Raw genomic sequence first — 12283 nt, forward strand, 5'->3', positions numbered from 1 at the left:
GTCATACAGGAGATGCCACAGAAGATGGCAAATACGAAGGTTTAGTCTATCTACCCATCAGTGCCGATAATGACTTTACCGCCGAAATTCCTCAAGAAAAAGTAGATCTCATCTATCTTTGTTTCCCCAATAATCCTACAGGGGCGACTGCTACCAAGGAACACCTCAAAGCATGGGTTGATTATGCCAAAGAACACGGTTCTTTGATTCTCTTTGATGCAGCTTATGAAGCCTTTATTACCGATCCCGAACTACCCCATTCCATCTATGAGATTGAAGGAGCAAAAGACTGCGCGATCGAATTTCGTTCTTTCTCTAAAAATGCTGGTTTTACGGGAACTCGTTGCGCTTTAACCGTCGTACCTAAAAATCTAACTGGTAAAGCCAGTGATGGTTCTGATGTAGAACTATGGAAGCTTTGGAATCGCCGTCAATCCACCAAATTTAATGGAGTATCTTATATTGTTCAACGAGGTGCAGAAGCAGTTTATTCTGAAGCAGGACAAGCACAGATTAAAGAATTAGTAGCTTTCTACCTAGAAAACGCCAAAATAATCCGCGAACAACTAACCGCAGCAGGAATCCAAGTGTACGGCGGTATCAACGCTCCCTATGTGTGGGTTAAAACTCCCAACGGTCTATCTAGTTGGGATTTCTTCGATAAATTGCTCTTTAATTGTAATGTAGTCGGGACTCCTGGTTCTGGTTTTGGTGCTGCGGGAGAAGGCTATTTTCGTATTTCGGCATTCAACAGCCGCGACAATGTTAATGAAGCTATGAAGCGCATTACAGAGAAGTTTAAAGCTTAGAAAGCTTTAAGCTCTAAGCTTTTTAAATAGCTTAAGTAACCTTAGTAGGTTGGGTCAAAGCAGGAAACCTAATCAAAGCCGATAAATTTTTGGGTTTTACTATTGTTCTATCCAACCTACCAGCATATTTGAACTATTTTGCACGGCGAAAAGTGTTTCATTTTTATCTAAAATGATTGTGTATTACCATTCTTAATTTTTATTAAAAAAATCTTAGTTAATGACCTATTTTAGTTCACTAAATATAGTATTTTTGTACGATGCGTAAGTCCTATAATTGTTGTTTGTCTGATGACATTTCAAGTAATAGATTTAATATCGCAAGCGATCGCAATTGAATCAAAGCTTGCAGGAAAAACAATGAGTAACGTGAGTTTAGTGGCTTTTTATGGAGATAAACCATCTCAATTACAAGATTTAATTCGGCAATTGCAACAGTTTTTAACTAATCATGAGTTGATTGGAGATCGATTTATTCCCTATCAATTAGAGCAAGTACACGCTACCATTATTGGTTGTGAAGGAAGTATAGCTGAGTTGGGGATCGTCAATCAATGGTTCGATCTGCGCCGACAAGAAACTAGATATATGAATTTAGTAGGATTGGTAAACTATCTTCAACAGCAAATTACTTTACCTCTAACTATTCGCTTTGGTGGATTCGATCGCGCTACTGAATATAATTTCCGCAGTCGCAACGAACATCTTTATTTTCGCTCTTTTCAACTGCAACCCACAGAAAATCAAGCCATCCCTATTTTCATCGGTTGGTCTTGGGAAAATAACCGAGTTACCCTGGCGATCGATCGCCTCCGCCGTAACTTGCAGCAGTTTAACCTACTACATAAATATCATGCTACCGATGAGGCGATCGATAATGATTTTTATCTTCGTTTGGGTACGATCGCTCGTCCTTTAAATCAATCGGAAATACAAACGATCGCTACTCAGGTCTGTAATTTTCTCGCATCCCAGCCACCTTTATATTTACCCTTAGAAAAGAATAATTTAGCTTTTGCCCGCTATCAAGATTTATCTCTTTCTCCCGCAACTACTGAAATAATCCCGATTTCTGCGATCGCGCCCCAACAACTGGCAACACTTTACAAGACGGAGTGACTGGGTGACTAATACCATTTCTCTTTAATGCGACTACAGATAACTTTAAGGCTGGGGGACTAGGGGACTAGGGGATATTATCCCGCTTGACGGGAATAGGAGAAATCAGCTATCTATTTGTAGCGATAATTTAGAGAATTGGTATAAAAACTAATAATTAATGAGAATGAGTTGAAAAAGTAACTTCTGATTTAAACTTTTGAGTTTCGTATCTAATTTCTAAGCCAGGAATTTGAACATCATTAATTATCTGTTCGAGAATTTTAGGTTCTGTGGTTAACTCCACGTAGATTTTATCGTCTTGAATGGCAATGGGATAGTGATGGTTGCCCAAAACATGACCGAGATATACCAGTCGAATGGGAATTAAATCCTTTTGCCAAGTTGAAAAATCTAAAACTAAACATTTTGGTTCTTCCAAGCGGACTAATAATAACTTTTGAGCGTCAGTTTTAAATAAATCTCCAGATTGTAAAAGGCGATCGCGACTTTTAACGATCCCAATAGTTACTCCGCAATCGGTATTAGTATAAATTCTTCCTTTGGCGCGATCGTTTTGATTCAGAACGACTTCCAAATAATTTTCTCTGGCAATTAATTCGGCTAGATGGGAATCGCGAGCGACATTTCCCAAATATGTTTGAGCTATTTCTGTCATGTTATAAAAGAGAATCCATCAAATCCATGAGATTGATACTTTCATCAGATAGCTTTGTATCTTGTTGTTTGAGATCGGCTTCTAATAGTCCTTTAAGAGCAATTAACTTCATACTATTTTCTGCCAAAGTATCGGCGATCGCCTCTCCTGCTGGAATATAACCTACTGCTCCCAAATCCATCAATGCCGAGCGACGCAATTGTAAATCGTCTCCTTCTAAAGCCCTAATCAAAATTTCCCCATATTTAGCTTCCCCAGTCAATTGATACATCGCTCTAGCAGCAGCATATCTGACTTTTTCTGTGAAATGTTCGGTAAATGGCTCTATCTGGGCGATCGCTTCTGTGGCGTTTAATCTACCCAAAGCTTCGATTATAGCTTCGTAAGGCTGCACTAAATGGGGCTTTCCTGGTACTCTTACCGCAGTTTCAACTCCCCCATCTAATAATCTAACTAAAGCAGGAATACATTCAGGGGCATCGAGTATTTCTAAGGCTTGAGCCGCAGCTTCTCTGACGTAATAATCGGGAAAATCTAAGCAACGAACTAAAGGCTCTACCGCTCTTTTATCGCCTAATTTACCTAAAGCTCTAGCCGCATTGCGTCTGAGGGGATAACCGCCATCGGGAGCGCGATCTCGCTCGTCTTCTAATGCGGTTAATAAAACATCCACTGCTTCGGGATTGGTAACTCGAAACTTACCCAGCCACCAGGCGGCATAATATCTTGCCCCTGTATCTTCTTTTTGTTTTAGATTGGCGATCGCTTGTTCTTCTGTCAGCTGTTCTGCTTCTTCTTTCATCTCGATCCTGTCAAATATGACAATACTCAGAAAAGTAAACAAATACTAGCCTTTCGGCACGGCATCCGCATACTCTTCTGAGTAATGCTTAATTAATCGAAATACTCGATTTTTATTTTATTACTATCCCAAAACCAGATAGATTTTATTATGAGCTAAATCAGACTATAGCAATTCTAGCTTAAAGCGTTGATTGCGTAGTCAAGGTAGCTATTTGCTTCAGTAGCAGGGTCACCACTCAAACCGTGGTTTGCTTTGATGTATTTCAAAGCTTCGATATACCAGCTAGGAGATAGTTCGTAAGCGCGGTTGATTTCATCAAGACCTGCTACTAAGTATTCATCCATAGGGCCAGTACCACCAGAAACCAAGCAGTAAGTTACCATCCGTAGGTAGTAGCCGATGTCGCGAGAACATTTTGCTTTACCTGCAGGAGTGGAAGCGTAGTTAGGTCCAGGAGTGCTAGTTGTGTAGGGGAATTTAGCATATACTGCATTAGCAGCACCGTCGATCAAACTTTGAGCGTTGTTAGTCAAAGCTTTAGCAGCTTCTAAAGAAGCATTAGCTTGTCTGAAACGACCAAAAGCAGTTTGGATTTCAGTGCTGCTTAAAAAACGACCCTGGGAATCAGCAGAAGATACTGCTTCGGTTAGAGGAGTTTTCATGATTGTGATGTTTCTCTTGTTTTACTAATTTTTTCTAAACAACCACTGTGTGGTTGGGAATTATCCAAAAGGATAGTTAATTGAAAATTACTCAATTAACCTACTGCAGCAGCAGCGCGATCGAAATATCCAGAAATCTCGGAAGCAATTGCACTACAGTCGCCAGGAGTAATTCCGTTAGAATCGTTAACGATTGCTAAAGCAGCAGCTTTCATTTTTTGCACGCCAACAGCTACAGAAGCACCAGGAGTACCAAGAGCTAGATAAGTTTCGCGCAATCCGTTGAGACAACGATCTTCAAGTACGCTAGCATCGCCAGTGAAAATAGCGTAAGTGATGTAACGCAAGATGATTTCCATGTCGCGCAAGCAAGCTGCGTTACGACGACTAGTATAAGCATTACCCCCAGGAGCGATTAGTTGGGGTTGCTCGGCGAATAAAGCACGAGCTGCATTGGTCACAATTGCCGAAGCATTGCTAGTAATGCGGTTAACAGAATCCATACGCTTGTTGCTAGCAGCAACCATTGCACTAAGAGCATCTAGTTGACTAGTGGATAGGAATTCACCACGAGCGTCAGCTTGAGACACTACTCTAGTAAATGCGTCGAACATTATAAATAATCTCCTACTCGATTTAAATTTGGTTTAGTTGAACTTCAAAAAGGAATATTAACTTACACTTTCTCCAGTTGTTAGCCTAAGCTAAATTGGATTGAGTCAGGCTACCTTACGTCCGTTCCAGACGTTAAAGATATGCGTGAGTTAGTTAATCGCCGAAGGTGCTAAGTTACTATTCTCTATGAGCCTAGTAAAAATCTCTTAAGTCACCCAATAAAACTTTACACTCTTGATAAAAGACCGTTAGAGAGATGCTTTAAGGCGATCGCCTTTTGGCATTTACCCTTTAGGTAACTTTTATACAACGGCATCGAACCTTTATTTGTTACATCTTGTTAATTTTTCCAGGTTCTACTGAGCTTGGTTAACAAATAATTAAAATTTGCTATTTTTGTCAGTCAGTTTTAACCTCAATTATGGTTAACAACTCATTACCAATCGATTGGGATCGATGGTAAAACATGAAAATTTAAGGAAAAAATTTCTTATAGCCTATTATCTTATTTTTCCGTAACTAAAAGCAATTCGCTGTTACGTTTATCAACATTTCCGCTACTAACTATTCTTTTTAGTTTGTTAGAGCTAGTTGACGGTCTAAATCGAACAAAAAACCATGAATATATTCTTCAGTCCACTCTGAGCCATACAAGCGAGTCAACATTCCTCTGGCAGGGTCTTTCTCAGCCCGATAGTCGGCGTAGCTTTTCTGTGCCTTAAGAATTGCTGCTAGCTGTTGGGAATCGCTGATTTTCTCTGCTTGTTGCACGAAATTGATATAAGCATCTAGATAATCGCAAAAGGCATTAAAAACTTTGGTTTCGACGATTTTGGTTTCCCTGGGACGAGTCCACAAAAAAGCAGGAGAAAAGTACTGCTGTGCTTCTTCAGGAAAGTCGCCACCCCAGGGCAAATCTTGTTGGTATTCCCGAAACATGGGCATAATCGGTTCGCTATATTTAGCTTGATAGGATTTATCCTGGCTAAACAGAGGCTGCATATCGATCGCAATTAAATGTCCCCCAGGCAAAGTTACCAAATCTGCACCAAAAAAGGGCAAATCGTAATTAAGGTCGGGAAAAATCACAAAATTTAGTACTTGCAGAGAATCCCCACCTTCTACATGAGCCGCACGAATTTGTCTCAACTTCTGAGATTTGTAGCCGTGACTGGTAGTTAAGACTGGCTCTTGTCTTTTACCTTTACCCATCACCCCTTCTTTCCGCTCAAAGCCTTGAGGAATCGGATAGGGTTCTAAATCTAGTTTATCTTGTAGGGTGGCGATCGCTTTTTCTAAAAAAGGTTTGTATAAAGTCATATTTTTTTAGCTATCAGCTATTAGCTATCAGCTATCAGCTTGCTGTGATTTACTTTCGGGGGCTAGATGTTGCTAGAGGAGTGGCATCTTCAAAGAGGAATTCGTAGAGGAATTTTTCCGACCATTCCGCACCAAAATAGCTACTGAATAAGCCATGGGCGGGATCGCGCTCGGCACTGTATTGATCGTAATGTTTCTGAGCGGCTACGATTTTTTGAATGTCTTCGGGGTTAGTGAGAGGCGTGGCATTATCTAGCATTTGCCAATATAGCTCTAGATATTCTTGGAAAGCAGGAAACAAGCGATTGACTACTGTTTCTGAATCCAGTTTGGCAAACAGTAAATATTTAGAAAAGTATTGATTAGCATCGTAGAATTTCATTTCTAAATTCTGAGCTAATTCATTGTATTTATCGCGGATATCCCGCATCGGCTCGATGTATTTCTCCGTGTAAGCACGATCGCGAAACAGGGGTTGAAAGTCCATCACTACCAAGATTTTTTTCTTGCCAAAAGATAAAAAATCGACTCCCAAAAGAGGAATATCGTAATGGTGGGCGGGATAAATAACGCTATTAAATACTTGAGCGGTTTCTCCCGCATCGATATAAGAATAGCGAATTTTCCTCAAGCGATCGCATTCATAACACCAACTTTGAATGGTGGCAGGATTTTTACCTCTCCCACTCACATTAGATTCTAAGCCTGGAGGAATCGGACGACTTTGCAAGTCGAAACGGTTAAAAAGTTCTTTTTCTAAATATTCTTTAAAGGGCGCGAACATATAATTATTGCTATATACAGTATGCGTCGATACCAGAATAAAAATAACTTTGTTGCAAGTCCCTTTTTCTGAGAACAAAGCAACAAAGCTTTACGAAAAAAAACTTGGTAGGCTTAAGATAGCTATTCTTCCCCTGCTTCTAGAATGCGTTGAAACAAATAGCCAGTACCTCTAGCAGTCAAAATCAATTCAGGGTTGCTAGGATCGTCTTCTAGTTTGGCTCTCAAACGAGAAATATGAACGTCCACAACGCGCGTGTCTACATGACGTTCGGGAGTATAGCCCCATACTTCTTGTAAAATTTCCGAACGAGAGAAAGGTTCGCCAGAACGACTTACCAATAGTTCTAACAAGCTAAATTCCATTCCAGTGAGGCGAATGCGTTCGTCACCTTTGTAAACTTGACGTTTGTTAGTATCGATTTTGATCGAACCTACGTGAATCACTCCCGAACTAGGGATTCCTGGCGCGCCATTTTTTTCAACTCTACGCAATACAGAAAGGATTCGAGCTTCTAATTCTTTGGGGGAAAAAGGTTTAACCACATAGTCGTCTGCGCCTAATTCCAAACCCGTGATGCGGTCGGCTACATCTCCCAAAGCCGTTAACATAATAATAGGAATATCCGATTCTTTACGCAGTTCTTGACAGACACCGTAACCATCTAGTTTGGGCATCATGACATCCAAAACAACTAAGCTAGGTTCGGCAGTACGAAAAGTTTCTAGAGCTTCTTCGCCGTCAGCAGCAGTAACCACATCATAACCAATCATTGAAAGTCGCGTTTCTAAAATACGACGGATACTAGCTTCGTCATCTACTACTAAAATTTTTTCCTTATTGGTTTCCAAGTTAATATACACTCCTTATTTAAGTAAGATTACTGATATTTAAGTTAAATTTTTATGACCTTAGATTCTAGGTTATCCCTTTGGTGTTGTCTGATAAAACTAACTATCTAGTTTACGGCGATTATCTTAACAATTCTCATTAATATTAGGGATTTCCAGATTTAATTTATCTTTGGATGTCTTGAAATTTCTTAGGATTTAACTTGTATTACCCATAAAGTTTACTAACTTTTTATTTTTTTTCTTTAAATCTCTAATTTTTCTTAAGAAAATGGCTAAAACAAAACAAATTTATGTTTGCAATGAATGTGGTGCCGAGTACAGTCAATGGTTTGGATTGTGTAAAGAATGTAATGAGTTTGGCACAATTTCGGAAGAACCAGTCGAAATATCCCCTTCTAATGGAGGTTTTAGTCGTGGTGGATGGCAATCTGGGACTCGGTCTAATTCCAAAGTAGCGGGAGAAGCCAGACCTAGGGTATCTCGGAAGTTTTCTCAAATTGATGATGGGGTGCAAGAGAGGTTTCCTTCAGGTTACAGCGAATTCGATCGCGTCTTGGGGGGAGGAGTCGTTCCTGGTTCTTTGGTTTTGATTGGGGGCGATCCTGGTATCGGGAAGTCTACTCTATTGTTACAGGTAGCCAATAAGCTTTCTTATAGTCTGCCCCGCATTCTCTATGTATCGGCAGAGGAGTCGGGACAACAGGTAAAGTTAAGAGCCTCTCGTTTGGATGTAGCTGAATTAGAAGCAGAGGCTGAAGCAGAAGTTAAAAATAGTAATGGGAAATCGAAAAAAAAAGGCAAGGAAAATAATCTCTATGTGATGCCAGAAACAGACTTAGAGGAAATTTTAAGAGAATTAGAATCGTTAAAACCCCAAGTGGCAGTGATTGATAGTATTCAAACTCTGCATTTTGCTGCTTTAACTTCTTCTCCTGGATCGGTAGCCCAAGTGAGGGAATGTACTTCGGCATTGATGCAGGTGGGCAAGAGGGAAAATATCACCCTCTTAATTGTTGGTCACGTCACTAAAGAAGGGGCGATCGCAGGTCCTAGGGTATTAGAACATTTGGTAGATACGGTACTCTATTTTGAAGGCGATCGCTATGCTTCCCATCGTCTGTTGCGCTCGGTAAAAAATAGATTTGGGGCTACCCACGAGATCGGTATTTTTGAAATGGCTCAAAGGGGACTTGTAGAAGTAGACAACCCTTCAGAATTATTTTTGGGGAATCGCGACGAGGCTTCCCCAGGTACATCTATAGTAGTGGCTTGCGAAGGAACTCGTCCGATTGTAGTAGAAATTCAGGCTTTAGTTAGTCCCACTAGTTATACTTCCCCCCGTCGTTCGACTACAGGTATTGATTACAATCGCTTGCAGCAAATATTAGCAGTCTTAGAAAAACGAGTTGGAGTCCCCCTGTCAAAGTTAGACGCTTATGTCGCTTCTGTGGGGGGGTTGGGGGTGGGCGAACCTGCTGCCGATTTAGGGGTGGCGATCGCCATTGTGGCTAGTTTTCGCGATCGCGTGGTCGATCCCCGCACTATTTTGATTGGCGAAGTTGGTTTGGGAGGACAAGTCAGGTTGGTTTCTCAAATGGAATTGCGCCTCAAAGAAGCAGCAAAATTAGGTTTTAAACGGGCGATCGTCCCTAAAGGTCAGAGCTTTCCCAGCGATATGGGTTTAGAAATTATTCCTATTTCTAAAGTGATTGATGCTATTATTGCTGCCATTCCTTCAGAGCGATCGGGTGATTTTCCTGTTGTAGTAGAGGACGAAGATTGACCTGTAACCCATAACGAATCTCGCTTGTAACAATTAACCATCAACAATTAACAAGTACCTATTCCCAATCGAGCGAAACTTTCCAGAAAAGTTTTAAAAAAGTGTTGACATGGAATCGGAAATGATTCATTATAATTAGGTTAGAAAAAACAAGCGGGTGTAGCTCAGTGGTAGAGCGTCACCTTGCCAAGGTGAATGTCGCGCGTTCGAATCGCGTCACCCGCTTTTATAAAGAAAAAATAAGATTGTCTGTTAGATTTATATTGGGATCTGATGGGTTTATTAAAATTAAATTTAAGAATGCTCTAACTAGGGCAAACCAATAATATATTAACTTTTAGATTTGGCAAATAATGTTTTACATATCATATTTGCTGGTTGACTTTTTTAAATAAATCCTCACCATTGAAGCGTGCGTTCACATAAAATACAAAAAATAGATTTAGGCAACGAATACCCTTGTCCTTGCCGACGAAAAGGTAATTTAAAACCCATTGTGTTGACTGAAGCTTTAGGCTGCGATCGCTGTCAACAAATTTTTGTGGTTAAAAAAGACGGTCAGGTAATCGAACAACTATCTTCAATTTATCAAAAAAAATCTTGGCGATGGACTGGCAATCGTTGGAAAAATGCTTACGCTCGTTGGACGCAAAACTCTTTGTCTACTCTAGCTCTTTTGAGTTTGACTTTTGCGACTTTTGCCATTGTTATTTTTCCTTTACTGTTGCGTTGGCTTAGTAGCCAGAGTATTATTTCTTGGGCAACATTATTTTTATTTGTGGTTATACTGCTGATACTGACGCTATTTGTAGCCCATCGGCATTAACGAAAAAGCAATGCAAAGTAGTTCATCAAGCCAAGTATTGAATATAGTTCGAGAATCTCATAAAGCAGCAGCCACATTGGCTCAAACTTTACCAGCTAAAAGAAGGTCAGGGGTATTAATGCTGGCAGAAGGAATAGCAAGTAGCTTTGATGAAATCTTGGAAGCTAATACTCTAGATTTGGAAATGAGTCGAGAAATGGCAATTTCTGAGCCTATTTCTGAATGGATTAAGTTAACTCCTGAAAGATTGGAAATAACGGTGTCGATTTTGCAGCAGCTTTCCAAATCAGCAGATCTCAGCAGACGTTTGTTAAGTATTCCTTATCAATCAGAGTCATCCCAAACCTATTATCAACGAATTCCTCTGGGTACGATCGCCCTAGTTTACGAAGCTTTTCCCGAATTAGCAGCAATTGTGGCGGGAATGTGTTTAAAAACAGGAAACAGTTTGATTGCCAGGGGTTGTAGTGCTGCCAGTCATACCAATCAGGCGATCGCTAATATTTTGCAAAAAGCTCTAGCTACAACGGAATTACCCTCTACTTGTCTTGCCAGTATTTCTCCAGATTTAGGAGTTTCAGTCCAAGAATTAGTCACTCAAGACCGCTACCTCAATTTAGTCATACCTTATGGTCGCCCTAGTTTGGTCAGGCAAGTGGCACAAAAAGCCACGGCAACAGTTTTAAAAACCACTATTGGTAATTGCTATTTATATTGGTCTTTGACAGGAGATTTAGATTTAATTCGTCAGGTTGTAGTTGACAGTCACGATGGTCAGCCAGATGCAGTCAATGCGATCGAAAAAGTATTGGTCAATCAAAACATTAAGTCTTCAGCATTACAAGCTTTATTTAATAGTCTGCAACAACAGGGTTTTCATTTACGAGGGGACAAAGTGTTAGTAGAAGCATTTCCTGAATATCTTTCAGCGATGAAACCAGATGAATGGCGCAGAGCTTATCTTAAAAAAGTCGTAGCTTTTCGTTTTGTCGAAGATCTTCCTCAAGCTATAGCTTGGATCGATCGCTACAGTAGCGGTCATGCAGACTGTATTGTCACCGAATCCTATCGAGAAGGTCGCCAATTTGTTCGGGATGTGGATAGTGCTTTAGTTTATGTAAACACTTCTCCTAAGTTTTCTCGCAATCCTGAAGCAGGAGAAGATATATTTTTAGGAATGTCCAATCAGAAAGGATATCGCCAAGGTTTAATTAGTGTTGAAACTTTTACTACGATCAAACAAGTAATACAGGGTTAAATCATCTAACATAGAAAATTTATCAATGAGTTATCCAGAAAGAATTGAGCCACAATCGGGGCAAGAATCAGTATGGGATTATCCTCGCCCCCCTCGTTTAGAAAAGTCTGCTAAAGAAATTAAAATTATTTTTAATCAAATAGCGATCGCAACTAGTTCTAATGCCTATAGAGTACTAGAAACCAGTCATCCTCCCGTTTACTATATTCCTCCCCAAGATATTCACCATGAATATCTGCACCAAGCTAATGCTCAACGGTCTTTTTGTGAGTGGAAAGGTTTTGCTAGTTATTACGATTTAATAGTTGGAGATCGCCAAGTATCCAATGCAGCTTGGTATTATCCCCAACCTACAGAAAGTTTTACGGCGATCGCTAATTATGTGGCTTTTTATCCTAGTAAGATGGATGCTTGCTATGTAGATGGAGAATTAGTTAAAGCCCAAGCAGGGGATTTTTATGGAGGCTGGATTACTAAAGATATTGTCGGTCCCTTTAAAGGTGGTGCTGGTAGTTGGGGATGGTAATTTTTGGGTAATAGGCATTGGTGACAACTTAACGCTTTGTGTTTAAAGTCAAACGCTTTCAAGTAATAAGTAATAAGTAATAAGTAATAAGTAATAAGTAATAAGTAATGAGTAATAAGTAATAAGTAATAAGTAATAAGTAATAAGTAATAAGTAATAAGTAATAAGTAATAAGTAATTGGGATGGTTATGACCTTGAATTATTGCAGGAGCGCGAGGGCAATTCTAGATTTAACTCAAACTACATATAGGGTTTAAAAATAA

The 12283-nt window shown here is 39.9% G+C and carries 13 protein-coding genes and 1 tRNA gene; 7 read left to right on the forward strand and 7 right to left on the reverse strand.

The features are described from left to right. The coding region (locus tag AC33VI_RS09795) for an LL-diaminopimelate aminotransferase (protein WP_491782079.1) at positions 1-809 on the forward strand (809 nt) is incomplete at its 5' end. Positions 810-1100: 291 nt separating this feature from the next. Then, positions 1101-1928, forward strand: a complete 828-nt coding sequence (locus tag AC33VI_RS09800; RefSeq protein WP_491782080.1) for a hypothetical protein — start codon at positions 1101-1103, stop codon at positions 1926-1928. 157 nt (positions 1929-2085) lie between these two features. On the opposite strand, the gene AC33VI_RS09805 is transcribed toward AC33VI_RS09800, so the two are convergent. The 7 genes from AC33VI_RS09805 to rpaB all read right to left on the reverse strand — a co-directional run bounded on the left by AC33VI_RS09805 (position 2086) and on the right by rpaB (position 7635). Beyond that, positions 2086-2586 (reverse strand): urease accessory protein UreE, encoded by a 501-nt coding sequence (locus tag AC33VI_RS09805; protein ID WP_491782081.1) that lies wholly within the window; start codon positions 2584-2586, stop codon positions 2086-2088. Between the two features lies 1 nt (position 2587). Beyond that, a complete protein-coding gene (cpcE, locus tag AC33VI_RS09810) occupies positions 2588-3388 on the reverse strand; it encodes a C-phycocyanin alpha-cysteine-84 phycocyanobilin lyase subunit CpcE (protein WP_491782082.1) in 801 nt (266 codons plus the stop codon). A gap of 176 nt (positions 3389-3564) precedes the next feature. Next, the gene (gene cpcA, locus AC33VI_RS09815) at positions 3565-4053 is read right to left on the reverse strand and encodes a C-phycocyanin subunit alpha (RefSeq protein WP_491782083.1); all 489 of its coding nucleotides are present in this window, start codon (positions 4051-4053) and stop codon (positions 3565-3567) included. Positions 4054-4148: 95 nt separating this feature from the next. Beyond that, entirely contained in the window at positions 4149-4667 is a 519-nt protein-coding gene (gene cpcB / locus AC33VI_RS09820) for a C-phycocyanin subunit beta (RefSeq protein WP_491782084.1), read from the reverse strand. A gap of 574 nt (positions 4668-5241) precedes the next feature. After that, positions 5242-5988 carry a phycoerythrobilin:ferredoxin oxidoreductase gene (locus AC33VI_RS09825; protein WP_491782085.1) on the reverse strand — a complete coding sequence of 249 codons (747 nt, stop codon included), beginning with the start codon at positions 5986-5988 and terminating at the stop codon, positions 5242-5244. A 49-nt stretch (positions 5989-6037) separates the two neighbouring features. Continuing rightward, positions 6038-6772, reverse strand: a complete 735-nt coding sequence (locus AC33VI_RS09830; RefSeq protein ID WP_491782086.1) for a 15,16-dihydrobiliverdin:ferredoxin oxidoreductase — start codon at positions 6770-6772, stop codon at positions 6038-6040. 122 nt (positions 6773-6894) lie between these two features. Then, positions 6895-7635, reverse strand: a complete 741-nt coding sequence (gene rpaB, locus AC33VI_RS09835; RefSeq protein ID WP_491782087.1) for a response regulator transcription factor RpaB — start codon at positions 7633-7635, stop codon at positions 6895-6897. A gap of 259 nt (positions 7636-7894) precedes the next feature. Here rpaB and radA point away from each other — a divergent pair, with 259 nt between their 5' ends. The 5 genes from radA (at position 7895) to AC33VI_RS09860 (ending at position 12019) form a co-directional block, all read left to right on the forward strand. After that, positions 7895-9409, forward strand: coding sequence for a DNA repair protein RadA (gene radA / locus AC33VI_RS09840; RefSeq protein WP_491782088.1), 1515 nt, complete (start codon positions 7895-7897; stop codon positions 9407-9409). Positions 9410-9562: 153 nt separating this feature from the next. Next, a tRNA-Gly gene (locus AC33VI_RS09845) sits at positions 9563-9634 on the forward strand. 187 nt (positions 9635-9821) lie between these two features. Continuing rightward, entirely contained in the window at positions 9822-10235 is a 414-nt protein-coding gene (locus tag AC33VI_RS09850) for a hypothetical protein (RefSeq protein ID WP_491782089.1), read from the forward strand. Positions 10236-10245: 10 nt separating this feature from the next. After that, complete coding sequence (locus tag AC33VI_RS09855) at positions 10246-11493, forward strand: glutamate-5-semialdehyde dehydrogenase (protein ID WP_491782090.1); 1248 nt, start codon at positions 10246-10248, stop codon at positions 11491-11493. 25 nt (positions 11494-11518) lie between these two features. Further along, positions 11519-12019: a DUF427 domain-containing protein gene (locus AC33VI_RS09860; protein ID WP_491782091.1), complete on the forward strand. Its 501-nt coding sequence runs from the start codon at positions 11519-11521 to the stop codon at positions 12017-12019. The last annotated feature ends 264 nt before the right edge of the window (positions 12020-12283 follow it).

It is taken from the genome of Waterburya sp. (genome assembly GCF_058530065.1).

What these genes read in the sequence shown, in the direction of transcription:
- cpcA (WP_491782083.1), bottom strand. Translation starts at nt 4,053, where the DNA reads ATGAAAACTCCTCTAACCGAAGCAGTATCTTCTGCTGATTCCCAGGGT.
- AC33VI_RS09860 (WP_491782091.1), top strand. Translation starts at nt 11,519, where the DNA reads ATGAGTTATCCAGAAAGAATTGAGCCACAATCGGGGCAAGAATCAGTA.
- radA (WP_491782088.1), top strand. Translation starts at nt 7,895, where the DNA reads ATGGCTAAAACAAAACAAATTTATGTTTGCAATGAATGTGGTGCCGAG.
- AC33VI_RS09805 (WP_491782081.1), bottom strand. Translation starts at nt 2,586, where the DNA reads ATGACAGAAATAGCTCAAACATATTTGGGAAATGTCGCTCGCGATTCC.
- AC33VI_RS09830 (WP_491782086.1), bottom strand. Translation starts at nt 6,772, where the DNA reads ATGTTCGCGCCCTTTAAAGAATATTTAGAAAAAGAACTTTTTAACCGT.
- AC33VI_RS09825 (WP_491782085.1), bottom strand. Translation starts at nt 5,988, where the DNA reads ATGACTTTATACAAACCTTTTTTAGAAAAAGCGATCGCCACCCTACAA.
- cpcE (WP_491782082.1), bottom strand. Translation starts at nt 3,388, where the DNA reads ATGAAAGAAGAAGCAGAACAGCTGACAGAAGAACAAGCGATCGCCAAT.
- cpcB (WP_491782084.1), bottom strand. Translation starts at nt 4,667, where the DNA reads ATGTTCGACGCATTTACTAGAGTAGTGTCTCAAGCTGACGCTCGTGGT.
- AC33VI_RS09855 (WP_491782090.1), top strand. Translation starts at nt 10,246, where the DNA reads ATGCAAAGTAGTTCATCAAGCCAAGTATTGAATATAGTTCGAGAATCT.
- AC33VI_RS09800 (WP_491782080.1), top strand. Translation starts at nt 1,101, where the DNA reads ATGACATTTCAAGTAATAGATTTAATATCGCAAGCGATCGCAATTGAA.